This is a genomic window from Pseudomonas hamedanensis (assembly GCF_014268595.2).
In the GTDB taxonomy this organism is placed as follows: domain Bacteria; phylum Pseudomonadota; class Gammaproteobacteria; order Pseudomonadales; family Pseudomonadaceae; genus Aquipseudomonas; species Aquipseudomonas hamedanensis.
Window position 1 is genome coordinate 4462241 of sequence record NZ_CP077091.1, and the last position, 23708, is coordinate 4485948.

General features: G+C 61.3%; 21 protein-coding genes. 7 read left to right on the plus strand and 14 right to left on the minus strand.

Going from position 1 to position 23708, the window contains the following annotated elements:
* Nucleotides 1-21: 21 nt before the first annotated feature.
* Nucleotides 22-1047, plus strand: a complete 1026-nt coding sequence (locus HU739_RS19405) for a putative 2-aminoethylphosphonate ABC transporter substrate-binding protein (RefSeq protein ID WP_186551235.1) — start codon at nt 22-24, stop codon at nt 1045-1047.
* 182 nt (nt 1048-1229) lie between these two features.
* Nucleotides 1230-2378, plus strand: a complete 1149-nt coding sequence (locus HU739_RS19410) for a TIGR03364 family FAD-dependent oxidoreductase (RefSeq protein WP_186551234.1) — start codon at nt 1230-1232, stop codon at nt 2376-2378.
* Nucleotides 2379-2529: 151 nt separating this feature from the next.
* Here the strand turns inward: HU739_RS19410 and HU739_RS19415 are convergent, their stop codons facing one another.
* Nucleotides 2530-3906 carry a GTPase/DUF3482 domain-containing protein gene (locus HU739_RS19415; protein ID WP_186551233.1) on the minus strand — a complete coding sequence of 459 codons (1377 nt, stop codon included), beginning with the start codon at nt 3904-3906 and terminating at the stop codon, nt 2530-2532.
* Complete coding sequence (locus tag HU739_RS19420; RefSeq protein ID WP_186551232.1) at nt 3899-5272, minus strand: DUF2868 domain-containing protein; 1374 nt, start codon at nt 5270-5272, stop codon at nt 3899-3901. Before HU739_RS19420 ends, HU739_RS19415 begins: the two co-directional genes overlap by 8 nt.
* Before the next feature lie 85 nt (nt 5273-5357).
* On the opposite strand from HU739_RS19420, the gene HU739_RS19425 reads away from it, so the two are divergent.
* Complete coding sequence (locus tag HU739_RS19425; RefSeq protein ID WP_186551231.1) at nt 5358-5870, plus strand: dihydrofolate reductase; 513 nt, start codon at nt 5358-5360, stop codon at nt 5868-5870.
* Between the two features lie 90 nt (nt 5871-5960).
* Here the strand turns inward: HU739_RS19425 and HU739_RS19430 are convergent, their stop codons facing one another.
* Nucleotides 5961-7352: an L-cystine transporter gene (locus HU739_RS19430; RefSeq protein WP_186551230.1), complete on the minus strand. Its 1392-nt coding sequence runs from the start codon at nt 7350-7352 to the stop codon at nt 5961-5963.
* Nucleotides 7353-7594: 242 nt separating this feature from the next.
* Here HU739_RS19430 and HU739_RS19435 point away from each other — a divergent pair, with 242 nt between their 5' ends.
* Complete coding sequence (locus HU739_RS19435; RefSeq protein WP_186551229.1) at nt 7595-8656, plus strand: HAD family hydrolase; 1062 nt, start codon at nt 7595-7597, stop codon at nt 8654-8656.
* Between the two features lie 163 nt (nt 8657-8819).
* Here the strand turns inward: HU739_RS19435 and ilvD are convergent, their stop codons facing one another.
* The 6 genes from ilvD to HU739_RS19465 form a co-directional block, all read right to left on the minus strand.
* On the minus strand, nt 8820-10661 hold the full coding sequence (ilvD, locus tag HU739_RS19440; protein ID WP_186551228.1) for a dihydroxy-acid dehydratase: 1842 nt from the start codon (nt 10659-10661) through the stop codon (nt 8820-8822).
* Between the two features lie 255 nt (nt 10662-10916).
* Nucleotides 10917-12149 carry a multidrug effflux MFS transporter gene (locus tag HU739_RS19445; protein ID WP_186551227.1) on the minus strand — a complete coding sequence of 411 codons (1233 nt, stop codon included), beginning with the start codon at nt 12147-12149 and terminating at the stop codon, nt 10917-10919.
* Nucleotides 12142-13119 carry a diiron oxygenase gene (locus HU739_RS19450; RefSeq protein ID WP_186551226.1) on the minus strand — a complete coding sequence of 326 codons (978 nt, stop codon included), beginning with the start codon at nt 13117-13119 and terminating at the stop codon, nt 12142-12144. Before HU739_RS19450 ends, HU739_RS19445 begins: the two co-directional genes overlap by 8 nt.
* Nucleotides 13116-14198, minus strand: coding sequence for a SagB family peptide dehydrogenase (locus HU739_RS19455; RefSeq protein WP_186551225.1), 1083 nt, complete (start codon nt 14196-14198; stop codon nt 13116-13118). The genes HU739_RS19450 and HU739_RS19455 overlap by 4 nt, the downstream gene beginning before the upstream one ends.
* A gap of 426 nt (nt 14199-14624) precedes the next feature.
* Complete coding sequence (locus HU739_RS19460) at nt 14625-15821, minus strand: class I SAM-dependent rRNA methyltransferase (protein WP_186551224.1); 1197 nt, start codon at nt 15819-15821, stop codon at nt 14625-14627.
* 208 nt (nt 15822-16029) lie between these two features.
* Nucleotides 16030-16569, minus strand: coding sequence for a type 1 glutamine amidotransferase domain-containing protein (locus HU739_RS19465; RefSeq protein WP_186551223.1), 540 nt, complete (start codon nt 16567-16569; stop codon nt 16030-16032).
* Between the two features lie 226 nt (nt 16570-16795).
* On the opposite strand from HU739_RS19465, the gene HU739_RS19470 reads away from it, so the two are divergent.
* Genes HU739_RS19470 through HU739_RS19480 form a run of 3 tightly spaced genes read left to right on the plus strand, consistent with a single transcriptional unit; the run spans nt 16796 to nt 18813 of the window.
* A complete protein-coding gene (locus tag HU739_RS19470) occupies nt 16796-17608 on the plus strand; it encodes an HDOD domain-containing protein (RefSeq protein ID WP_186551268.1) in 813 nt (270 codons plus the stop codon).
* A 12-nt stretch (nt 17609-17620) separates the two neighbouring features.
* Nucleotides 17621-18433 (plus strand): bifunctional DNA-formamidopyrimidine glycosylase/DNA-(apurinic or apyrimidinic site) lyase, encoded by an 813-nt coding sequence (mutM, locus tag HU739_RS19475; protein WP_186551222.1) that lies wholly within the window; start codon nt 17621-17623, stop codon nt 18431-18433.
* A 56-nt stretch (nt 18434-18489) separates the two neighbouring features.
* Complete coding sequence (locus tag HU739_RS19480) at nt 18490-18813, plus strand: multidrug transporter (RefSeq protein ID WP_186551221.1); 324 nt, start codon at nt 18490-18492, stop codon at nt 18811-18813.
* 125 nt (nt 18814-18938) lie between these two features.
* Here the strand turns inward: HU739_RS19480 and HU739_RS19485 are convergent, their stop codons facing one another.
* The 5 genes from HU739_RS19485 to HU739_RS19505 all read right to left on the minus strand — a co-directional run bounded on the left by HU739_RS19485 (nt 18939) and on the right by HU739_RS19505 (nt 23680).
* Entirely contained in the window at nt 18939-19190 is a 252-nt protein-coding gene (locus HU739_RS19485; protein WP_046487844.1) for a YfhL family 4Fe-4S dicluster ferredoxin, read from the minus strand.
* A 162-nt stretch (nt 19191-19352) separates the two neighbouring features.
* Complete coding sequence (coaD, locus tag HU739_RS19490) at nt 19353-19832, minus strand: pantetheine-phosphate adenylyltransferase (protein WP_042606545.1); 480 nt, start codon at nt 19830-19832, stop codon at nt 19353-19355.
* A gap of 115 nt (nt 19833-19947) precedes the next feature.
* On the minus strand, nt 19948-21543 hold the full coding sequence (locus HU739_RS19495; RefSeq protein WP_186551220.1) for a GMC family oxidoreductase: 1596 nt from the start codon (nt 21541-21543) through the stop codon (nt 19948-19950).
* A gap of 130 nt (nt 21544-21673) precedes the next feature.
* Nucleotides 21674-22219, minus strand: coding sequence for a twin-arginine translocation pathway signal protein (locus HU739_RS19500; protein WP_186551219.1), 546 nt, complete (start codon nt 22217-22219; stop codon nt 21674-21676).
* Nucleotides 22220-22249: 30 nt separating this feature from the next.
* Complete coding sequence (locus HU739_RS19505; protein ID WP_186551218.1) at nt 22250-23680, minus strand: coniferyl aldehyde dehydrogenase; 1431 nt, start codon at nt 23678-23680, stop codon at nt 22250-22252.
* Between the last annotated feature and the right edge of the window lie 28 nt (nt 23681-23708).

Consider the following 23708-nt stretch of genomic DNA (forward strand, 5'->3'; position numbering starts at 1 on the left):
GCTCAAGACAGGAATCCGCTCATGTTCAAGCCTATGGCCCTGGCCGCTGCTGTGCTCGCGACGTTCAGCCTGAATGCCTTCGCGGCAAAAACCGAGTTGACGGTGTACACCGCCCTCGAAGCCGAGCAACTGAAGTCTTACAAGGAAGCCTTTGAAAAGGCCAACCCGGACATCGGGATCAAATGGGTGCGCGATTCCACCGGAATCATCACCGCCAAACTGCTGGCTGAAAAAGCCCGGCCGCAGGCGGATGCGGTGTGGGGCCTGGCGGCGTCCAGCCTGGCGATCCTTGCTCAGCAAGGCATGCTGCAAAGCTATGCGCCGAAGGATCTGGGCAAGATCGGTGCGAACTACCGCGACGCCGCCAACCCGCCGGCGTGGGTCGGCATGGATGTCTGGGCCGCGACGATCTGCTTCAATACCGTCGAAGCCGAGAAGCAGGGTCTGACCAAGCCAGTGAGCTGGCAGGACCTGACCAAACCTGAGTACAAGGGCAAGATCGTCATGCCCAACCCGGCCTCGTCCGGCACCGGTTTTCTCGACGTCAGCGCCTGGCTGCAAACCTTCGGCGAGCCGCAGGGATGGGCCTATATGGACGGTCTGCACCAGAACATCGGCCAGTACGTTCACTCCGGTTCCAAGCCCTGCAAACTGGCGGCAGCGGGCGAGTTTCCAATCGGCATCTCCTTTGAGTATCCAGCCGTACAGTTGAAGCGCCAGGGCGCGCCGCTGGACATCATCCTGCCGAAGGAAGGCCTGGGCTGGGAGATCGAAGCGACAGCGGTGATCAGAGGCACGCCGCATGAAGAAGCGGCGAAGAAACTGGCTGATTTTTCGGCGAGTGCCGAGGCGATGGATTTGTACAAAGAAAACTTCGCCGTGCTCGCCCAGCCGGGGATCGCCAAGCCGCAGACCGAATTGCCGGCCGATTATGAGCAGCGCCTGATCAAAAATGACTTTGCCTGGGCGTCGAAGAACCGCGATGCGATCCTGGCTGAATGGCGCAAGCGCTATGACGGCAAGTCCGAAAAGGTTGTCGCCAAGTAAGATCTCTATCGACTGACAGGGCCCCTTCGCGAGCAGGCTCACTCCCACATTGGATCTTCAGTTCTGATCGTTCCCACGCTCCGCGTGGGAATGAATCCCGTGACGCTCCGCGTCACAAAGGACGCGGAGCGTCCTCGGCTGCATTCCCACGCGGAGCGTGGGAACGATCATAGAGGTGGTTCATGACACACCACAAAGACCTGCTTATCATCGGCGCCGGCATCCTCGGCCTCTCTCACGCCTACGCCGCCGCCAAACGCGGTCTCAAAGTCGCGGTGTTCGAACGCACCGCCACCCCCCTCGGCGCCTCGGTGCGCAACTTCGGCCAGGCATTGGTCACCGGCCAGCCACCCGGCACGATGCTGGAACTGGCCAAGGCCAGCCGCGAAATCTGGGGCGACTGGGCGCAACTTGCCGGCCTGCAGATCAAGCGCAACGGCTCATACCTGTTCGCCCGTACCGAAGCCGAAGAGCAACTGCTTGAAGCCTTCTGCGCTGGCCGCGCAATCGAGCACGGCTACAACGTTGACCTGCTGCGCGGCGCAGCGCTGCGCGATCTCTATCGCGGCCAGTTCAGCCATCACCGTGCAGCATTGCACGGCATTGACGATCAACAGCTGTATTCGCGCGAAGCGATTCCGGCATTGGTCGACTACCTGCGGCGCGACCTCGACGTCGAGTTTCACTTTTCCACACTGGTGCGCGACGTTGAATCGGGACGTCTGAGCAGCACTGCCGGCGACTTCACTGCGCCGCAAATCATCGTCTGTTCCGGCCACGACTATCAAACCCTGCTGGCCGAGCCGATCGCCGCGCTTGAGCCGCGAATCTGCCAGCTACAGATGCTCCGCGCAAAACCGCAAATCGAGCTGAATCTGCAACACGCTGTGCTCACCGGTTTGAGCTGTGTGCACTACGGCGCGTTCGCCGATTTGCCGGAAGCAGCGGCGGTGCAGGCGCAGATCTGCCGCGGTCAGCCACACCTGCACGCCAACGGCATTCACCTGCTGATCAGCCCGACCCCCTATGGCGAACTGATCATTGGCGATTCGCATCATTACGGCAGCGATGTTTCACCGTTCAACGCCGAGCAGATCGACAACTGGATGCTCGAACTGGCCGAGCAGACGCTGGGCTGCAAGGTGCAAGTGGTCGAGCGCTGGCAGGGCGTCTATGGTGCTCGCGGGCCGGCGCCGTTTTCGTTCCTGCGCCCCGCACCGGGCTTGAGTGTGGCGCTGATGCACAGCGGCGTCGGCATGAGCGTCGGCCCGGCGCTGGCCGAGCGCAATATCGTGCAGCTTTTGGAGGAGGCAGAAACCACGCATAGATGATCCCGCGCAGAGAAAGCGGCGCGACTGCTTGTGGGTAAGCCTCTGAACCGCGGTGCTGCATTCGCGAGCAAGCTCGCTCCCACAGGGTTTTGTGTTGTGACCACTATCCAATGTGGGAGCGAGCTTGCTCGCGAAGAGGCCAGACCAGTCGCTATAAATCTTTGGCCAACGCCTCAATCTGCTCCTGCCGCTCCGCCTGATTCAGTTTCGGATGCGGATTGAGCGATGACCACTGCGGATGCGCCCGGGCCTTGTTCAAGGCTTCGGGCAACTTGCCCTCGCGCCAGGTCTTGTCCACAGGCGTGGCCACCTGAATGCTGTCCAGCGCCGCATGCCCGCGCTGATCAAGCGCCAGCAACAGCTGCCGCTGGCGCAACGCCAACAGGCGCAGCACCGCATCGTCCACCGTCAATTCCCGCTGACCCTTGATCTTGCCGAGCAGGCGGCTGCCATAACTGCGCGCCGTTTGCAGCGCGCCACCGGCAATCGCCCCGGCCAACGCCGCTGCGCCGAGGGTAATTCCGCCCACCAGCAAATCCACGCCAGCCCCGGCCGCTGCGCCGGCAGCAATACCGCCGCCAACGCGTACGCCGAGTTGCTTCAGGGTCTCGGGGTTGAACAAGTCATCGCCCCAACGCCCATCAAGCAACGGCAGATCACTGGCGGCCGCGTCCTGTGGGCGGAACGCGTAGAGTTTGAGCAGCGCCTCGACACAACGCTGTTCGCGCTGACGCACCGCTTTGCGCAACTCACTGATCGCTTGCTGCTCCTGTTCGGCTTCGCTGATCACACTGCGCCGGCACGCGGCGCAGTCGATCAATAATTCGGCAATCAGGCGCGCCGCACTTTGCTGACGCGCCAGGCGCTGCGCCTGTTGGTCGGCAATCAAGCGCTCCAGCTGCGGCCGGGCGTTTTCCAGCAGCAGCGCGAGGCTTTCGTACAGCCGGCGCTCACCGTCCTCGGGCGGCGCAACGCTGTCAAAACGCACCAGCGCATGCAGCCCCAGCCGCGCCAATGCTTCGCGCCAATCCGGCTCGCGATGGTTGGCACTGCTGACGAAATTCAGCACCGGCAGCAGCGGTTTGCCGCAACTGGCGAGCACTTCCAGTTCATCGCGATATTTAGCCAACACCGGTTCGCGGGCGTCGATCACATACAGGCCGGCATCCGAGGCGAGCAGTTGCCGCAGCACTTTGGCTTCCTGCTCGAAACGCTGGCGCGCCTCGCTGCCGTCGAGGAACCGCGCCAGTCGCGCCGGGCCGTCGAGGCGTTCGCCGGGGCGTTCCAGGCGCTCGAGAAAATCCAGCAGGGCGATGGCGTCTTCCAGCCCCGGCGTGTCGTAGAGGTCGAGCAACGGCTCGCCATCCACCGACAGCCTCGCTCCCTCGACGTGCCGGGTGGTGCTCGGTCGATGGGAGACTTCGCCGAAACCGACGTCGCGAGTCAGCGTGCGCAGCAGTGAGGTCTTGCCGACGTTGGTGTGGCCGACCACCGCGAGTTTCAGCGGTGCCTTGCGTGCATCAGTCATGTCCGCTCTCCAGCCAGTTCATCGGCGCGCAATCGGCGAACGGCAACTCCAGCTGTTGCAGCGCGACGTGCCAGTCACCCAGGCGTTCGGCGTCCAGGCCTTCGCCGGGTGGCGCTTGCAGCAGCCAGACCCGGGTGGCGCCGGCATTGCGCGCCAGTTCAGCGATCAAGGCGAGGCTGCCGCGATCCGGCGAGCGCCGCGGATCACACGCAATCGCCAACCGCGCCGGCGGGAAGCGGCTCAGTTGTTCGAGGAGCTTGTGGCGGGATTCGCGGCTGTCGAGGATGCCCGCATTGTTGACGTTTTTCGGCAGCGCGGGCGGCCATGGGCGCTGCTCGTCGAGTTCGATGGCGACCAGCAGCGCGCCTTCGCTGGCCAGCTCGCCGGCCTGGCTTTCCACGCGATGCAATTGCGCCGGCTCCGGGTCGTTGACGCCGAGGCGTTCGCTGGTCGGCATCAGCCGCTCGCGCAGTTGTGCGTAACCGGGCAAATTCAGGTCCAGACGCAGCGAGGCTTTGCCGCGGTTCCAGCGCCAGAAACACAACAGCGCCAGCAGCAGTCGCGGCAGCACGCCGTACACCACCAGCACCCCGACCAGCCAGCTCGCCCAGGCCTGCCGGGCGCTTTCGATGTCGAGGGCGCCGTTGCCGCTGGCGCGGATCATCTCAACCGTCGGCACGTTGAAGCCCATCAGCGAAGGCAGATAGCCGAGGGCCTGGGTGATAGAGATAAACGTGTCGGCGCCGAGAATCGTGGTCTCCCAGACGAAGCCGTAGCGCCGGGTCGCCATCAGCGTCAGCAGCAGGATCAGCGCGCTGAACATCGCCAGTAGCCACAGGCCATTAACCAGCGCGCCGAGCGCCCAGCGGTTGAGTTTCTTGCGTTGCAGCATCAGCAGCAGGGCCGGCGCCAGTTGCGCGGCTTTGGCGTCGCGGGCAAGTTTTTCGCTGAGCCACAACCACAAACGCCCGAGCGTGGCGCCGTGTTCGCCGGCAAAGATCAAGCCCAGCGCCCAGCTCAACAACAGAATCAGATTGATCCCGAGCAGGCTGCCTAAAGCCCAGAACACATTCACGGGCGTCTGCCCGAGTGCGGCGAAGGCCAGACCGGCGCCGCTCAGCACCGCGAAGATCATCAACAACACCAGCGCCAGACGCGCGCCTTGCAGCCAGTGCTTGAGCGCAGCCGTCAGTCCGTCACGTTCGGCCAGCCATAACGCACGGCGCTGAATGCGGCCGGGCAGATCGCCGCCGGCCGCACGGGCCAGCCGATTGGCTTCCAGATCGTCCAAGGGGCCTGCGTGTTCTTCGCGCAGGCGCACGGTTTCAGTCAGCCAGAGGTTTTGCAATGGAGTCAGTTCAGTCACGCGGCGTCCCGTTGCTTGATCGAGCGCTGAGCATAACCGCTGTGGCGCTTATCGGGGTAAGCGCGGCTCTGGTATCCTCGCCGGCATGACTAAATCACTCCCTTTAAGCCTGATCGCAGCCCTCGGTGCAAACCGCGTGATCGGCGTCGACAACAGCATGCCCTGGCACCTGCCGGGGGATTTCAAATACTTCAAGGCGACCACGCTCGGCAAGCCGATCATCATGGGCCGCAAGACTTGGGATTCGCTCGGTCGGCCACTGCCGGGGCGCTTGAACATCGTCGTCAGCCGCCAGCCAGAGCTGGTGCTTGAAGGCGCCGAGGTTTATCCGTCGCTTGAGGCAGCAGTGGTTCGCGCCGAAGAGTGGGCGAAAGAGCAGGGCGTTGATGAGTTGATGTTGATTGGCGGGGCGCAACTGTATGCGCAAGGCTTGGCACAGGCCGATCGGCTGTACCTGACCCGCGTGGCGCTGACCCCGGAGGGCGACGCGTGGTTTCCAGAGTTTGATTTGAGCGAGTGGAAGCTGGTCTCGAACGTGCCGAATCCGGCTGAAGGTGACAAACCGGCGTACAGCTTTGAGGTTTGGGAGAAGGCTTAAAAGCATCGCGAGCAGGCTCACTCCTACAGGGGGAACGCATTCCAATTGTAGGAGTGAGCCTGCTCGCGATAGCGGTTTGTCAGGCGCTACTTATGCCTGCGCCAACTCCGCATGCTCATCGGCATCCAGCAATTCTTTATCAGTCTGCTGCATGACCTGGCTGGTAATCGCACCCGCGGTAATCGAGCCACTCACGTTCAGCGCGGTACGGCCCATATCAATCAGCGGCTCGACCGAAATCAGCAACGCCACCAGTGACACCGGCAAGCCCATCGCTGGCAGCACGATCAGTGCGGCGAACGTCGCGCCGCCACCGACCCCGGCCACACCGGCCGAACTCAACGTGACAATCGCCACCAGCGTCGCGATCCACAGCGGATCCAGCGGGTTGATGCCGACCGTCGGCGCCACCATCACTGCCAACATCGCCGGATAGAGACCGGCACAACCGTTCTGGCCGATGGTCGCACCGAACGAAGCGGCGAAACTGGCGACCGACGACGGAATGCCCAGACGACGAGTCTGCGCTTCAATGCTCAGCGGAATGGTCGCCGCGCTGGAGCGGCTGGTGAACGCGAACGTCAGCACCGGCCAGATCTTGCGGAAGAAGCGCAGCGGGTTGATCCCGGCCGCCGAGACCAGCACGCCGTGCACCACGAACATCAGGCCCAGGCCGAGGTACGACACGACTACGAAACTGCCGAGCTTGATGATGTCTTGCAGGTTGGAACCGGCGACCACTTTGGTCATCAGCGCCAGCACGCCGTACGGCGTCAACTTCATCACCAGACGCACCAGACGCATCACCCAGGCTTGCAGGGTGTCGATGGCATTGATCACTTTCTGACCTTTTTCCACGTCGTCCTTGAGCAACTGCAGGGCAGCAACCCCGAGGAACGCTGCGAAAATCACCACGCTGATGATCGAGGTCGGCTTGGCCCGGGCCAGGTCGGCGAACGGGTTCTGCGGAATGAACGACAGCAGCAGTTGCGGCACATTCAGGTCGGCGACCTTGCCGGCGTAGTCGTTCTGAATGGTTTGCAGGCGAGCCATTTCCTGGGTGCCAGCGACCAGGCCTTCAGCGGTGAGGCCGAACAAATTGGTCAGGCCGATGCCGATCAATGCGGCAATGGCCGTGGTGAACAGCAGCGTGCCGATGGTCAGGAAACTGATTTTGCCCAGCGACGAAGCGTTATGCAGACGCGCCACGGCGCTGAGGATCGAGGCGAATACCAGCGGGATGACGATCATTTGCAGCAACTGCACGTAGCCGTTGCCGACCAGATCAAACCAACTGATCGAGGCTTTCAGCACCGGATTGCCGGCACCGTAAATCGTGTGCAGCGCCACGCCGAAGGCCACACCCAGAACCAGCGCGAGCAGGACTTTTTTCGCCAGGCTCCATGAGGTGTGGCGGGTCTGCGCCAGGCCCAAGAGCAGGGCGAGGAACACCAGCAGGTTGAGAATCAACGGTAGGTTCATGAGGACTCCAGGAAAGACTGTGCCAACAGCCGTCCGGGGCTGCTGCGAACCGATAAGCCTAACAGCTTGATTTGCAATGAATTAATACCAAAATCGCAGGCTCTCCGTCGTTTTTGGAATAAGCGCGTGTCGTTCTCGGCAAAGCACCTGGCGTAAAACGGACGCGGACGGTCGCTGGCAGACGAAGTTCGTCATATCGATTTGTTACGGTCGAGCTCTTTCAACGCGGGGAGTAGGGCCTTATGAAGTTCGCACCGAAATATCTGGCTGTTGCGCTGAGTGTGGGTCTGGCCTTCGCCAGCCAGGCCTTTGCCACTGACCTCAAACACTGGCCGGCGGATCAGGCCAAGGCGCTCGACGCGATGATCGCCGCCAATGCCAACAAGGGTAACTACGCGGTGTTCGACATGGACAACACCAGTTACCGCTACGACCTCGAAGAATCCCTGCTGCCCTTCATGGAAAACAAGGGCCTGATCACCCGCGACAAGCTCGATCCCTCGCTGAAACTGATGCCGTTCAAGGACACCGCCGAGCACAAGGAAAGCCTGTTCAGTTATTACTACCGTCTCTGCGAAATCGACGACATGGTCTGCTACCCGTGGGTGGCGCAGGTGTTCTCCGGTTTTACCCTCAAGGAACTCAAGGGCTACGTTGATGAGCTGATGGCATCGGGCAAACCGGTGCCAGCGACTTACTACGAAGGCGATGTGGTGAAGACGCTCGACGTCAACCCGCCGAAAATCTTCACCGGTCAGCAGGAGCTGTACAACAAGCTGATGGAGAACGGCATTGAGGTCTACGTGATGACCGCGGCCTCTGAAGAGTTGGTGCGCATGGTCGCGGCGGATCCGAAGTACGGCTACAACGTCAAGCCGCAGAACGTGATCGGCGTTTCGCTGCTGCTCAAGGACCGCAAGAGCGGCGAACTGACCACTGCACGCAAGCAGATCACCGCCGGCAAATACGACGAGCAGGCTAACCTCGGCCTGGAGCTGACTCCTTACTTGTGGACCCCGGCCACCTGGATGGCCGGCAAGCACGCCGCGATCCTCACTTACATCGACGAATGGAAAAAACCGGTGCTGGTGGGTGGCGACACCCCGACCAGCGATGGCTACATGCTGTTCCATGATGTCGACGTGGCCAAGGGCGGCATTCACTTGTGGATCAACCGCAAGGACAAGTACATGACCCAAATCAACGGCATGATGGCCAAGCACGCCGCGGCCCAGGCCAAGCAAGGTTTGCCGGTGACGGCGGACAAGAACTGGGTGATCGTCAAGCCGGAGGATATTCAGTAATACCGCGTCGTCCCCATCGCGAGCAGGCTCACTCCTACAGATTGAAATGCGTTCCCCTGTAGGAGCGAGCCTGCTCGCGATGGGGCCATCATGTTCACCAGCTAAATTAGTCAGGCAAAAAAATGCCCCGCACTTGGCGGGGCATTTTTATGACGCTTAAGACTTACAAGCCGTCGAGCATCGCCTTGTTGCGCACCGCACCCTTGTCGGCGCTGGTCGCCAGCAGGGCGTAGGCCTTCAGCGCTGTGGTCACTTTGCGCGGACGCTGTTCGACCGGTTTCCAGCCTTTCCTGTCCTGCACGATCCGGCGTGCCGCCAGTTCTTCGTCGCTGACCAACAGATTGATCGAGCGGTTCGGAATGTCGATCAGCACCTTGTCACCGTCCTGCACCAGGCCGATTGCGCCGCCGGCCGCAGCCTCTGGCGAAGCGTGACCGATGGACAGACCCGAGGTGCCGCCGGAGAAACGGCCGTCGGTCAACAGGGCGCAGGCTTTGCCCAGGCCTTTGGATTTCAGGTACGAGGTCGGATAGAGCATTTCCTGCATGCCTGGGCCACCTTTCGGCCCTTCGTAACGAATGATCACGATATCGCCGGCTTTCACTTCGTCGGCAAGGATGCCGCGCACCGCGCTGTCCTGGCTTTCGAAGATTTTCGCATTGCCTTCGAAGACGTGGATCGACTCATCGACACCGGCGGTTTTCACCACACAACCATCGAGCGCGATATTGCCGTACAGCACGGCCAGACCACCCTCTTTCGAGTAGGCGTGTTCGAAGCTGCGGATGCAGCCGTTTTCACGGTCGTCATCGAGGGTTTCCCAACGAGTCGACTGGCTGAATGCGGTTTGCGTCGGAATGCCCGCAGGACCTGCCTTGAAGAAGTGATGCACGGCTTCGTCGGTGGTCTGGGTGATGTCCCACTTGGCGATGGCTTCTTCCATGCTGCGGCTGTGCACGGTTGGCAGGTCGGTGTGCAGCAGGCCGCCGCGGGCCAGCGAGCCGAGGATGCTGAAAATGCCGCCGGCGCGGTGCACGTCTTCCATGTGGTACTTCTGGATATTCGGTGCGACTTTGCACAGCTGTGGAACGCTGCGCGAGAGACGGTCGATGTCGCGCAGGTCGAAATCGATTTCGGCCTCCTGGGCGGCAGCGAGCAAGTGCAGGATGGTGTTGGTCGAACCGCCCATGGCGATGTCGAGCATCATTGCGTTTTCAAACGCCTTGAAGTTGGCGATGTTGCGCGGCAGTACCGACTCGTCGTTCTCGCCGTAGTAACGCTTGCACAGCTCGACAATGGTCCGGCCGGCCTGCAGGAACAGCTGTTCGCGGTCGCTGTGGGTGGCGAGGGTCGAACCATTGCCCGGCAAGGCCAGGCCCAGCGCCTCGGTCAGGCAGTTCATTGAGTTGGCGGTGAACATGCCGGAGCACGAACCGCAGGTCGGGCAGGCGCTGCGCTCGTACTCGGCGACTTTCTCGTCGGACGCGCTGGAGTCGGCGGCGATCACCATGGCATCGACGAGGTCGAGACCGTGGGCGGCGAGCTTGGTCTTGCCGGCTTCCATCGGACCGCCGGAAACGAAGATCACCGGAATGTTCAGGCGCAAGGCCGCCATCAGCATGCCCGGGGTGATCTTGTCGCAGTTGGAAATGCAGACGATGGCGTCGGCACAGTGGGCGTTGACCATGTACTCGACGGAGTCGGCAATGATCTCGCGGCTCGGCAGCGAATAAAGCATGCCGTCGTGGCCCATGGCGATGCCGTCATCCACGGCGATGGTGTTGAATTCCTTCGCTACGCCGCCGGCGCGCTCGATTTCGCGGGCGACCAGTTGGCCCAGGTCCTTGAGGTGCACATGGCCCGGCACGAACTGGGTAAACGAGTTGGCAATGGCGATGATCGGCTTCTTGAAGTCGTCATCTTTCATCCCGGTGGCGCGCCACAGTGCGCGGGCGCCGGCCATGTTGCGGCCGTGGGTGGATGTTTTCGAGCGGTAATCTGGCATGGAGCACTCCGGGCGGCTAATCAGGTACTTAAGGGGAGTGAGCTTCTGTTGACCTCAGGGACACTCAGAAATGGCCGTGTGTCCGGAAGTTGCCGATGACGTTGCGGGATCGCCGCTGGTCTCAGCCTGAGCTCATAAACCCGCCGGGGATGAATGGCGATGAATCCAGCGATTCTACACCGCTGGCGTCTGGAGGGAATGGCGCAACGTGTTGTTCCCCCGCTGTCACGGTGTGCGGGATGACGACCGGCAGGTTTATGGGCGTCTCGGTTGCGCAACGCCCTGGCCGGCCAGGTGTGTTCGGCGGCGGCTGATCCACTGGTTCAGCAGCAGCGCCACGCCGCTGAGCAGCAGGAAACTGCACGCCAGGGTCGATTGAAGGTTGGTGGGGCTCAGGCTGATCAGCGCGCTGATCAAACCGCCGCAGATGAAAATGATGATGCTGCCCGCCGAAGCCGAGGTGCCGGCGATGTGTGGAAAAATATCCATGGCCCGCGAGGTGGCGGCCGGGCGAGCAATGGTGGTGCCGGCGGTACAGATCAGCATGGGAATCAGCACGCTGGTGATGGTCAAGGTGAAAGCCGACGACAGGATCAGCATCACCAGCCCTGACAACAGAATCAGACTCAGCCCTGCGACGATTTGCTCCTCGGGGTTCATCCGTCGGCTCAATACCGTGGCGACCAGGCCGCCGACGACGTAGGCCGCACCGTAAGCCAGCAGAACCAGCGAGAAGTCATACGGCGCCAGTTGCAGTTGATCCATGAAAATCAGCGGCGATATCACGATGAACGAGAAGTGGCAGGCGAATGCAAAAGCCGAGATCAGCCAGTAGCCGACAAACTCGCCGTTGCCCAGCACTTTGCGATAAGACTGAATGAAACCCAGCGGCCTGTCCCGGTGTGTCGGGCGGTCGTTGTGCAGAAACCACCAGGCTTTAAGCCATACCAGCGCCGCCAGCAGCGTGAACAGCCAGAAACTGCCACGCCAGCCGAGGGTGGCCTGTAAAAAGGTGCCGGCCAGTGGCGAGACCGAGATGAAGATCCCTGTGGCCGTGACCATCAGGATGCGCAGGCGGTCACGTTCCTCGCCTTCGAACAGATCCTGGACCAGCGCCTGGGACAGGACGAAGCAACCGCAACCCAGCGCCTGCACCACCCGAAAGATCAGGAACACGGTGTAGTCGCTGGTCACCACGCAGCCAAGGGCACCGACCATCGAGACCGTCATGCCGGTCAGTAACAAGCCTTTGCGGCCAATGGCGTCGGACAGCGGGCCAATCAGCAACTGGGCGAACGCGATGCCCAGGGCGAACAGGCTGATGGACAGCGCTATGTCCGCCGGGGTGTGGTGAAAGTGAGCGGCCAGGGCTGGAAAGGAAGGCAGCAGCACATCCAGTGGAAACACCCCCAGCAAGACCATCGCCAACAAGAGACTGACCGCCCCGCGTTTTTGCCGCGAGGTGACCGCAGAGCTGTTTTCATTCATCGATCAGTCCCGCCTTGGCGAAGAGTTTGCAGTTGTTGGGCAAGGCGAAAAAACCGGCCTTTTTCAATGCATCCAGGGTCGCGATGGCGCCGTTTCTGGCGCGCAGGCGTTTGGCTTCCCGGTGGGTCAGGCTGGCGAGAATCTCCTTGATCGCTTCGTCGGCGATGCCGGCCCCGCGCAGGCTTTGCTGCAACCAGCCTTCGTCGACCTCGAAGAAAATTCCGAGGATGTCCACCAGCGCCCGGGCCGCAAATGTGCGCCGCCGGGCGTTCAGGGTCAGCCACAGGTAATGGAACACTTCGCTGAAATAGCGGCTGTGCCGCGCCTCGTCGGTCAGGTGGTCGCGCAGCATGTCGCTGACGCTGGACACCAGACTGTCCCGGCACACATCCAGCAATTCCCGGGCGATGATGGTTTCCGAGACAAAGCCCAGCAGAAACCAGGCCAGCGGGCGATGGCTTTCGGGCGTGCGGGCGATCAGGGCGTTGAGTCGGGTGATCCGCAACGGCATGACTGGTCGCCCGGTGAAACCGTAAAAACCGGCAATCCGTTCGGCAAGACGATTGGAGAAAAGTGCGTGGTAGCCCTCGTCGGTGTACAGCTGCAGGGCGGCGGTTTTCATTTGCGCCGGAACGAACATTGGCAGTTCTTCGTGAACGATGACTTCGACGGCACGATTGACGATGCGGTGTTCGAGCAGCGTCGTGTAATCGAGAAAATGCACCAGATGATTGGCGCACAGGCGATGCGCCACTGCGCTGCCGGCGGCGACGACGGCCGGATGGGCCAGATAGGGCAGGAACGCTGGCGGAAACCAGAACCGTGCTTGCAGTTGTTCCTGCAGGTCGTCCGGCAACTGGTAGTCGTGTTGGCTGTTACGCACCGAGGCGCGACGGTCCCAGTCACCCAAAGTGAATCGCAGGGCCCAGGAAACAGGCGGCGTATCCTGAGCGTCGGTGAGTGTGCTCATGGTTGCGACTCACAGGGCTGTCGCTGCAACAACTCGCGCATTTCCAGGCACATCGCTTCGCCGTCGCTTTCGCCGCAGCCGACAAAAAACAAGGGCTGTTCTGCGCGGCCGGCAACCTTCAGCAACGCCTCGACCTGCGCGTCGGCGAAAGCCCCTGTCAGCCAGGTGCCGAGGCCGAGCGCCGTGGCGACCATCTGCAGGGTTTGTGAAAGGTGGCCGGCCTCGACGAAGGCCATTCGATAGGCGCGCGAATGTTGGTATTTCCACCATAGCTTGTCGAATCGGGCGGTGATGAACAGCCCCAGCGGCAGGTTATTGATGAAATGCTGCCCACCCAGCAACAGGCCGAGCGGAGACTGCAGCGAAGGGCTCACCGCTGTCAGAACATGCCTGTCGGGGTGGTAAGCGTAAACCCCCGGCTCCAGGCCATCGACATGCTGGGCGAGGACAAAGCATTCGCAGGCGTTCAAGCCGCCGCCTGAAGGACTGCTGCGTCGTGCTTCGAGGCCTTCGGCGATGCCGTCGCCGGAAGGATCGCGCTCACGCAGATAGCCGAAAGACCAATACAGCAGGGTGCTGGCATCGACGAGTGAAACGGCGCGACCCGTGAATGAGCGACAGGTTTTCCGTCGGGTCAGCACGTCGGTCAGGCTGTCAGGGTCCGGGATGGCGGGTGTGGGGAGGGCGATGGTTTCACCCAAGGGGTTGGGCAGGCGAGCGGTATCAGGCGCAGGGCTGGCCAGCACGTCGTTGCAGTGTTGGAGGTATTGCCTGGCCCATTCATCGATCGTTTGCGGGTTTTTTTGGCTGGGGATGTTTTGTGTACCGATATGAAAGATTCTCGACAGTTCATCCCAGCCCCATGGCGGAGTATCCGTCTTTTGCGAAGTTAATATGCCGGCATCCAGTAGTTGCAGATCTATGTTGTTCTGTTCGTCGAACAGGTCGGGGTTGTTGATGAGTTCGCCGAGGCGTGACGAATGTTCCAGATCCAGCTCGTACTGAACATGGTCTTTATAGTTCCAGACGATTTGGGCAGGCGTGCGCGGTAATATAAATAAATAAGGATTGACGTGCATGTTGGAGAGTCACTCTGGTTGAATGTCTTGTAGACGCCGGATTGCCGGCACTCTCCGGCGTCTAGACGTGCTTAGCGGGCTTTAGGCGCTACCAGAAATGCCAGGTTTGCGATTTTGTTGCTTTCCATAGAAATAACTTTCATAGCATGAACTCCTTGTTCGTTTGATAGTTGAAGTCGCCTCGTGGCGACAACTCAATAATAGTTTGTAATGGAATATTGGCAAGCGGATATTAAGTAGGAATATTCCAACGATTTTGTCGGACTTGTCGTGCGTCGAGCGTTAACTTGTAGGATAAGTTTGAATAATTAATTATGCAGGGAAATTTCCTGCGTTCCGGTGGGAAACTAATGTAGGAAGTTGCCAGTTGGGAGGGGCGCGCAAAAAAAAGGGGAGCCGCTGGCTCCCCGTTCAATCGCGTGTCAATCAGCTGTTGGGCAGCAGACGGCAGGTGATGCTCTTGATGTAGCGCGTTTCGGCGATGGCCGGGTGTACCGGGTGATCCGGACCCTGGCCACCGCGCTCGAGCAGCTGGATATTACGATCCAGGTGGCGGGCGCTGGTCAGCAGACTGTTCTGCAGGTCATCTTCCGGCAAATGCATGGAGCACGAAGCGCTGACCAGAATGCCGTCCTTGTTGAGCAGGCGCATGGCTTGCTCATTGAGGCGGCGGTAGGCGCCTTCGCCGTTTTTCATGTCCTTCTTGCGTTTGATGAACGCTGGCGGATCGGCCACGATGACGTCGAAACGCTCTTCGCTGGCCTTCAGTTCTTTCAAGGCTTCGAACACGTCGCCTTCGATGCAGGTCATCTTGTCGGCAAAGCCGTTCAGGGCAGCGTTGCGCTCGACACCATCGAGGGCGAACGCCGATGCGTCCACGCAAAACACTTCGCTGGCGCCGAATGCGGCAGCCTGCACGCCCCAGCCGCCGATGTAGCTATAAAGGTCGAGAACGCGTTTGCCTTTGGCGTAAGGCGCCAGGCGCGCGCGGTTCATGCGGTGGTCGTAAAACCAGCCGGTTTTCTGCCCTTGAATGACCGGTGCTTCGAACTTCACGCCGTTCTCTTCCAGCGCGACCCATTCCGGGACCAGACCGAATACGGTTTCGACGTAGCGGTTGAGGCCTTCGGCGTCACGAGCGGCGGAATCGTTCTTGAACAGAATGCCGCTTGGCTTGAGCACTTGGGTCAGCGCGGCGATCACGTCGTCTTTGTGCGCTTCCATGGTGGCAGAGGCGATCTGCACCACCAGGATATCGCCGAAACGGTCGACAACCAGGCCCGGCAGCAGGTCGGAGTCACCGTAGACCAGGCGATAGAACGGTTTGTCGAACAGGCGCTCGCGCAGCGACAGCGCAACGTTCAGGCGGTGCACGAGCAGGGATTTGTCCAGCGCCACTTTAATGTCGCGCGACAGCAGGCGGGCACAGATCAGGTTGTTCGGGCTCATCGCAACGATGCCCAGCGGCTTGCCGCCGGCGGCTTCGAGGATGGCTTGATCGCCGGCGTTGAAACCGTGCAGCGGCGTGGCGGCGACATCGATTTCGTTGCTGTAGACCCACAAGTGGCCGTTGCGCAGGCGACGGTCGGCGTTGGCTTTGAGGCGCAGGCTAGGCAGGGACATGACGTCGCTCCGGAAAAAAGAGCGGGAGTATAGCGTGTTGCTCGGCCTGTTTGGCCGGTGAATGGACCTGTGGCGAGGGAGCTTGCTCCCGCTGGGCTGCGTAGCGGCCCCAAACCATTACATGGCCGGCCAGTGAAAGCCGGGTCGCAGGGTTTGCGTCTGCTGCGCAGCCGAGCGGGAGCAAGCTCCCTCGCCACAGGTGGGCATGTTACGCCGCCAGCGCTTCAATCAAGGCCTGACTGAACGCCGGCACATCGTCCGGCTGGCGGCTGCTGATCAGATTGCCGTCCTTGACCACCTCTTGATCGACCCAGTTCGCACCGGCGTTGACCAGATCGTCCTTGACTGTTTTATAGCTGGTCATGGTTTTGCCATTGACCAGGCCCGCCGAGATCAGCAGCCAGCTGCCATGACAGATCACGGCAATCGGTTTGCCGGCCGAGGCGGCAGTCTTGACCAGATGCTGAGCGTCCTGATCGATGCGAATGGTGTCTGAGTTCTGCACACCGCCCGGCAGTAGCACGGCATCGTATTGATCGATGCTCACGGCCTGGAAGGTGTTGGCGACCGGAAAATCGTCCGCCGGTTTGTCATGGTTCCAGCCTTTGACCGTGCCGGCCTCGGCCGAAAGAATATCGACCTGCGCGCCAGCCTGTTCGAGGGCGTCCTTGGGACCTGTCAATTCAATCTGCTCGAAACCGTCGGTTACCAAAAAAGCGACGCGTTTGCCGCTGAGGGAAATTGCCATCGGTAAGCTCCTGAGTCTGTGGGAGTTTGCTTCGCGCCGGACCACAACGGTGCGACGCGCCCTACAGAGTCCGAAGCCTGCGCGCGGATGAAAGTTCCAGCGATGTGCCTGCCGGTGTGTCGCCCTGCGGTTTCAGCGGTTAGAATCGCCGCCTGTCCCAGAGTGTGTACTTATGTCCCAAGAGCTGACCACCGAACAGATTCAACAATCGCTGCAAGGCATCAGTGTGCCGGCGCAACCGCAGATCATGGTGGATCTGCAAATGGAGCAGTACATGCCCGACCCGGACCTGGAGGTGATCGCCAGGCTGATCTCCCAGGATCCCGGCCTGTCCGGCGCGCTGCTGAAAATCGTCAACTCGCCGTATTACGGCCTGAGCAACAAGATCACCTCGATCCAGCGCGCGGTGAACCTGCTGGGCAGCCGTTCGATCATCAACCTGATCAACGCGCAGTCGATCAAGGGCGAGATGAATGACGACACCATCGTCACCCTCAACCGTTTCTGGGACACCGCGCAGGATGTGGCAATGACCTGCCTGACCCTGGCCAAGCGCATCGGCACCCAGGCCGGCGACGAAGCCTACGCGTTGGGCCTGTTCCACGACTGCGGCGTGCCGTTGATGCTGCAACGCTTCCCCAATTACATGACCGTGCTGGAAGAGGCCTACGCCAGTGCCAGCCCTGACTGCCGGGTGGTTGATACCGAGAACCGCGTGTTCAACACCAACCACGCCGTGGTCGGTTACTACACCGCCAAGTCGTGGCGCCTGCCGGAGCATGTCAGCGCCGCCATCGCCAACCACCACAACGCACTGGCGATTTTCAGCGACGAATCGTCGAAGAACAGCCAGCTGAAAAACCTCTTGGCGATCCTGAAAATGGCCGAGCACATTTGCGCCTCGTACCGGGTGCTGGGCAACCAGACCGAGGATTTCGAATGGCAGGCGGTCGGCCCGCTGGTGCTCGATTACGTCGGTCTGTCGGACTACGACTTCGAAACCCTCAAACAAACCATCCGCGACCTCGGCGCGCATTGATCCGAGGACGCCATGCCTGAATTGCCGGAAGTCGAAACCACCCGCCGGGGCATTGCTCCGCATCTGGAGGGCCAGCGCGTCAGCCGGGTGATTGTGCGTGACCGGCGGTTGCGCTGGCCGATCCCCGACGATCTCGATGTGCGTCTGTCGGGGCAACGTATCGTGCTGGTCGAGCGGCGCGCCAAGTACCTGCTGATCAATGCCGAGATCGGCACGTTGATCAGCCACTTGGGCATGTCGGGTAATCTGCGATTGGTGGAGGTCGGCTTGCCGGCGCTCAAGCATGAGCACGTCGATATCGAACTGGAGTCGGGGCTGGCCCTGCGCTACACCGACCCGCGGCGTTTCGGTGCAATGCTCTGGAGTACCGACCCGCTCAACCACGAATTGCTGATTCGTCTCGGGCCGGAGCCACTGACCGATCTATTTGATGGCGAGCGCTTGTTCCAGCTGTCGCGCGGGCGCTCGATGGCGGTCAAGCCGTTCATCATGGATAACGCGGTGGTGGTCGGGGTGGGCAATATTTACGCAACCGAAGCGCTGTTCGCCGCCGGGATTGACCCGCGTCGCGAGGCCGGGGGGATTTCCCGGGGGCGTTACCTGAAGCTGGCGATCGAGATCAAACGCATCCTCGCCGCGGCCATCGAGCGTGGCGGCACGACGCTGCGGGACTTTATCGGCGGTGACGGCCAACCGGGGTATTTCCAGCAGGAACTGTTTGTTTACGGCCGAGGCGGTGAACACTGCAAAGTCTGCGGTACCGGGCTGCGGGAAGTGAAGCTGGGCCAGCGTGCCAGCGTGTTTTGCCCGCGCTGCCAGACCTGAAAAAATCCTCCGGTCTATAGTGAGAAGTCTCACTGTACAGCCCGAAGGATCGTGCCATGAAAGTCCTGCAAGTCTTCTTCATCACTGCGCTGCTGTGTTCCAGCCTGCTGGCTCAGGCTTCGGAAAGCGGCAGCGGTGATCCGCGCTACACCATCCAGAATCCTCCGGCTTATGCCATGCTTGGCGACTTGCTGATTGCCCGACCTTTGCTGGTAGTGGCGACGGTGATTGGTGCGGGGGCGTTTTTGGTGTCTCTGCCGTTTACCGCGTTGGGTGGCGGAGTAGGCGATGCAGGGCAGGCGCTGGTGGTGGATCCGGCGAAGGCGGCGTTTGTGCGGTGTCTGGGGTGTACGGGGGAGGGGTTTGAGCGGCGCGAGTGAGCTGATCAGGGATTTGTGGGTGCTGCTGATTGCCTCATCGCGAGCAGGCTCACTCCTACAGTTGAAACCCGTTCCAATGTAGGAGTGAGCCTGCTCGCGATAGCGTCGGTAAAGGCGCTGAAGGCTCAGGCCTTGCCGGTAATCTTGCGGTACTTCGCCATCAACTGCTCTTCCGTCTCCGGATGGGCTTCGTCCAGCGGAATGCAATCCACCGGGCAGACCTGCTGGCACTGCGGTTCGTCGTAGTGGCCGACGCACTGGGTGCACAGGTTCGGGTCGATCACGTAGATCTCTTCGCCTTGGGAGATGGCGGCGTTCGGGCACTCGGGTTCGCAGACGTCGCAGTTGATGCAATCGTCGGTGATGATCAGGGACATGCTAACTCCAGCCGGGGCGGCACGCCCGGGCGCTATAAATCAATGCGCGCAATTGTGCCGCATTGGCGCTCGCAGTGCACGCGGGGGCGATCAAGGGCACTCGGCTGCGATCATTTCAGGATCGAAAGATCGTCTGATCGCAGCCCGAGCCTTCGGCAGCGCTTACTTTTTAAAGCGCAGGGTCAATGCGTCGGCCACGGCCGGGTGAACGAACTTGCTGATATCGCCACCCAGCGCGGCAATTTCCCGCACCAGTGTCGACGAAATGAACGAGTAACGCTCCGACGGGGTGAGGAACAGGCTCTCCACGTCCGGGGCCAACTGGCGGTTCATGTTGGCCAGCTGGAACTCGTACTCGAAGTCCGACACCGCGCGCAGGCCGCGCAGGAACACGTTGGCGTTCTGCTCCTTGGCAAAATGCGCGAGCAGCGTCGAGAAACCGACCACTTCCACGTTCGGCAGGTGTCTGGTGACCTCGCGAGCCAGTTCGACCCGTTGTTCCAGCGGAAACAGCGGGTTCTTTTTCGGGCTGGCGGCGACCGCAATGATCACGTGATCGAACAGGCGCGAGGCGCGTTCGACCAGATCGCCATGGCCCTTGGTAATAGGGTCGAAGGTACCTGGGTACAACACTCGGTTCATCGCGTCGTCCTGGCGGGAGTCCGTTGGGGAGTCGGATGGTATCGCAGCCTTCCCGGTCGGCCAAGTCGCCTGTTGGGTAAGAAAGCACTATAGACGATGGCAATATCGCGAAAATTCATGGGTTTTGCAGCCGGTCGACAAGCGCCGTGGCCAGTTGCGCGGTCAGGCCATACACCGACAACTGCGGGTTGGCGCCGATGCTGGTGGGGAACAGCGAGCCGTCGTGAATCGACAGATTACTGAGCTGATGATGGCGACCGAGGCTGTCGGTGACCGCGTTTTTCGGGTCCTCGCCCATCGTGCAGCCGCCCATGACGTGGGCGCTGCCCAGTCGCGTGCGGTACAGCTCGAGACTCAGGCCATCGATCAGGGTGCGAGCTTCGCCAAGGGTCTTCACGTAACGCGCATCGGCGTGCATCGGCATTACCGATTGCGCGCCACCGGCGAACTGGATTTCGGCCATGACGTGAAAGGCCCGACGCAGCCCCTCCCAGGCGTAGGGCGAAACCTGATAGTCGAGCACTGGCGAACCGTCGCTGCGCAATTCAACCGAGCCACCAATGCTGTCAGGGTGAAAACCGTCGCGCAGCAACGCGAGCATCGCGTGGGTGTGTGGCAGATCGCCCATGTGTTGTGCGTTTTCCTGACCAAAACCACCGAGTAAGGTGGCCGCGAGCGCCGGGTGCAGCGGCGGTACTTCCAGCTTGAACGCCATCGGTCCGGTGGTGCCGTCCTTCCACTGAAAATGGTCGGAATAAATCGATTGCGGCGCGCCGTAAAACGGATTGACCACATCGGCGAAGCGCGCGGCGGACATGTTCACCGGATGCAGAAAGGTTCGCTTGCCCAGGCATTTATGCGGATCCGGGGCATCTGAGCGCAGCAACAGCGCCGGGCTGTTGATGCCGCCGCCGGCCAGTACGTAGTGCCGCGCCTTGACCGTGATGCGGCGTCCGGTCGGTTCGACGCAGCGTTCGTCCATCGCCACGCAATGCAGGCCGGAGACCTTGTCGCCGCTGATCAGCAGCTTTTCCACCCGCGCCAGATACAGTAGCTCGCCGCCCTTTTCCAGCGTTGCGGGGATGGTCGTGACCATCATCGATTGCTTGGCGTTGCTCGGGCAGCCCATGCCGCAATAACCGAGGTTCCAGCAGCCGCGTACGTTGCGCGGAATCACGTGCCAGCTGTAGCCGAGCTGTTCGCAGCCTTTGCGGATCACGTCATTGTTGGCGTTGGGCGGAACCCTCCACGGGGCCACGCCCAAGCGCTGTTCCATCTTTTCGAACCACGGCGCCATCTCTGCCGGGCTGTGGCCTGTGACGTTGTGTTCTTTGGCCCAGTGTTCGAGGGTCGGCTCGGGCGTGCGGAAACTCGACGTCCAGTTGATCAGCGTCGTGCCGCCGACTGCGCGGCCCTGCAGGATGGTGATCGCGCCGTCCTTGCTCATGCGGCCGATGCCTTCCTGGTAGAGGCTGCTGTAGGCCTCGTCTTCGAGCAGTTTGAAGTCGGAACTGGTTTTCAGCGGGCCTTCTTCGATCAACAGGACCTTATAGCCGGCCGCGCTGAGGATTTCCGCCGTGGTGCCACCGCCGGCGCCGCTGCCGATGATTGCCACATCGGCTTCAAGGCTGAGGTCGTCGGTCAGTTGCGCGCCGTTGTAAGTTTTCCAGCCTCGGGCGAGGCCTTCGCGGAAGGGGTCGGGTACGGGCATCGATCAGGTTCTCTTTATTATTTTTGGATGCTGCGGTGTGCGGCTGGCCCCTTCGCGAGCAAGCTCGCTCCCACAGGAGAATGCATTCAAATGTGGGAGCGAGCCTGCTCGCGAAGGCCGCGCCTCGGTCTCAGACCTTCGGCGGCCCGGGATAACCGCAATGAGCCCAGGATTCGGCGCGGGTATACCAGGCCATCATCACCATCTGCTGTAACGAGCTATGGCCCATGCGCAGCAGGCTCAACGAACTGTTTTCCCAGCGCTCGAGAAAACTGCGCATCGCTTCGGGACTGGCATTTTCCCAACTGCCCCAAATGCCGGTCAGCGGCCCACGGGTCACGGCCATGCCCAGCACGTCGAACAATTGCCGGGTGAGCTTGAGCATTTCCGGCGACAGGCGATCAAGGCTGTAGTCCAGCGACTTGAGCGTGCCGTCCACCGCAGCGGGCATGTTCGCCGCGACCACGGCGCCCTCAAGCATCACCGGGATCAGTGCGCGCAAAAACAACAGGTCGCCGTCGCGCAGCGCGACGAAGCCGTTGGCCATAACGCTTGAAGAGCAGCCGCTGAGGCTCGCCCCAAGCCCGGCGGTGGCGAGAAACGCCGTGGCGCCGAGGCTGAATTTCAGCAGGCCACGGCGCGACAGGGCAGGTGTTTCGGTCAGGCTTGGGTGCATTGTTTTTATTACCCGGGCAGTAACAGCTATTTAGCGGATGAACAGCTTCTGGATCAGCTTCTGGATCGATGTGCCGTACGGCGGGTAAATCAATCGCGCCGCGTTGAAGCGCTGTTTGATCAACACACCTTTGGCCTTGCTGAAAGTCAGAAAACCTTCGTGGCCGTGGTAATGCCCCATGCCTGAAGGGCCGATGCCGCCAAACGGCATGTCGTCTTGTGCCACGTGCAGCAGGGTGTCGTTGAGGCACACGCCGCCGGAATGGGTTTCGTGCAGCACCCGCTGCTGTTCGCGTTTGTCGTAGCCGAAGTAGTAAAGAGCCAGAGGACGAGGCCGCTGATTGATGTAAGCGAATGCCTGTTCCAGATCGCGATACGGCACGATCGGCAGCAGCGGACCGAAAATTTCGTCCTGCATCACGGTCATCTCGTCGCTGACATTCAGCAGCACGCTGTGCGGCATGCGTCGGCCCTGGCCTTGCTCGAACAACGGAATCAACAGCGCCCCCTTGCTGGTCGCGTCGCTGACATAGCCGTTGAGGCGCGCCAACTGGCGGTCGTTGATGATCGCGGTGTAATCGGCGTTGTCCGCCAGGCTTGGGTAAAAACCCTGCACGGCCAGGCGATAGGCCTCGACGAAGGCCCCGACGCGGTCTTCCGGCACCAGCACGTAATCGGGGGCGACGCAGGTCTGTCCGGCATTGAGGGTTTTGCCGAAGGCGATACGCTCGGCGGCGTCCTTGAGGGGGACATCGCGGGACACGATGGCCGGGGACTTGCCGCCCAGCTCCAGGGTGACCGGGGTGAGGTTTTCTGCGGCGGCGCGCATGACATGTTTGCCGACGCTGGTGGAGCCGGTGAACAGCAGGTGATCAAAGGGCAGGCGCGAGAACGCCACGCCGACATCGGCTTCGCCGAGCACTACACAGACCAGGTCTTCGGGGAAGATTCGCGCGAACAATTGCTTGAGCAGCAGTCCGGTGGCCGGGGTCGATTCGCTGAGCTTGAGCATCACCCGATTGCCTGCCGCCAATGCGCCGACCATCGGGCCGACGGCCAGGTACAACGGGTAATTCCACGGCACGATCACACCGACCACCCCCAGCGGTTGATACACCACTTTCGCTGAAGCGGGCTGGAAAGCGGCACCGACCTTGCGTCGCGACGGTTTCATCCAGCCTTTGAGGTGGCGGCTGGCGTAGTGAATGCCGTGCAGGCTCGGCATCAGTTCGGCGAGCAGGGTTTCATCGGCGCTGCGATGGCTGAAGTCGGCGCTGATGGCCTCGATCAATGCCTGACGCTCGCTGCTCAACAGTTCGCGCAATGCCTTCAGCCATTGCTGGCGCTGTGCGGCGGGTGGCATCGGGTTGAGTGCATAAGCTGCGCGTTGCGCTTCGAACAACCGATCCAGCTCGTCCAGTGGCTGTTGCAACGTCTGCAGATAAGCAATGTCGGCGGTCATCGAAGGCTCCGGATTTTATTGTAGTGGA

What these genes read in the sequence shown, in the direction of transcription:
- HU739_RS19445 (WP_186551227.1), bottom strand. Translation starts at nt 12,149, where the DNA reads ATGAATGAAAACAGCTCTGCGGTCACCTCGCGGCAAAAACGCGGGGCG.
- HU739_RS19415 (WP_186551233.1), bottom strand. Translation starts at nt 3,906, where the DNA reads ATGACTGATGCACGCAAGGCACCGCTGAAACTCGCGGTGGTCGGCCAC.
- HU739_RS19495 (WP_186551220.1), bottom strand. Translation starts at nt 21,543, where the DNA reads ATGCCCGTACCCGACCCCTTCCGCGAAGGCCTCGCCCGAGGCTGGAAA.
- HU739_RS19425 (WP_186551231.1), top strand. Translation starts at nt 5,358, where the DNA reads ATGACTAAATCACTCCCTTTAAGCCTGATCGCAGCCCTCGGTGCAAAC.
- HU739_RS19410 (WP_186551234.1), top strand. Translation starts at nt 1,230, where the DNA reads ATGACACACCACAAAGACCTGCTTATCATCGGCGCCGGCATCCTCGGC.
- HU739_RS19430 (WP_186551230.1), bottom strand. Translation starts at nt 7,352, where the DNA reads ATGAACCTACCGTTGATTCTCAACCTGCTGGTGTTCCTCGCCCTGCTC.
- HU739_RS19435 (WP_186551229.1), top strand. Translation starts at nt 7,595, where the DNA reads ATGAAGTTCGCACCGAAATATCTGGCTGTTGCGCTGAGTGTGGGTCTG.
- HU739_RS19465 (WP_186551223.1), bottom strand. Translation starts at nt 16,569, where the DNA reads ATGGCAATTTCCCTCAGCGGCAAACGCGTCGCTTTTTTGGTAACCGAC.
- ilvD (WP_186551228.1), bottom strand. Translation starts at nt 10,661, where the DNA reads ATGCCAGATTACCGCTCGAAAACATCCACCCACGGCCGCAACATGGCC.
- HU739_RS19505 (WP_186551218.1), bottom strand. Translation starts at nt 23,680, where the DNA reads ATGACCGCCGACATTGCTTATCTGCAGACGTTGCAACAGCCACTGGAC.
- HU739_RS19450 (WP_186551226.1), bottom strand. Translation starts at nt 13,119, where the DNA reads ATGAGCACACTCACCGACGCTCAGGATACGCCGCCTGTTTCCTGGGCC.
- mutM (WP_186551222.1), top strand. Translation starts at nt 17,621, where the DNA reads ATGCCTGAATTGCCGGAAGTCGAAACCACCCGCCGGGGCATTGCTCCG.
- HU739_RS19500 (WP_186551219.1), bottom strand. Translation starts at nt 22,219, where the DNA reads ATGCACCCAAGCCTGACCGAAACACCTGCCCTGTCGCGCCGTGGCCTG.
- coaD (WP_042606545.1), bottom strand. Translation starts at nt 19,832, where the DNA reads ATGAACCGAGTGTTGTACCCAGGTACCTTCGACCCTATTACCAAGGGC.
- HU739_RS19455 (WP_186551225.1), bottom strand. Translation starts at nt 14,198, where the DNA reads ATGCACGTCAATCCTTATTTATTTATATTACCGCGCACGCCTGCCCAA.
- HU739_RS19485 (WP_046487844.1), bottom strand. Translation starts at nt 19,190, where the DNA reads ATGTCCCTGATCATCACCGACGATTGCATCAACTGCGACGTCTGCGAA.
- HU739_RS19460 (WP_186551224.1), bottom strand. Translation starts at nt 15,821, where the DNA reads ATGTCCCTGCCTAGCCTGCGCCTCAAAGCCAACGCCGACCGTCGCCTG.
- HU739_RS19480 (WP_186551221.1), top strand. Translation starts at nt 18,490, where the DNA reads ATGAAAGTCCTGCAAGTCTTCTTCATCACTGCGCTGCTGTGTTCCAGC.
- HU739_RS19405 (WP_186551235.1), top strand. Translation starts at nt 22, where the DNA reads ATGTTCAAGCCTATGGCCCTGGCCGCTGCTGTGCTCGCGACGTTCAGC.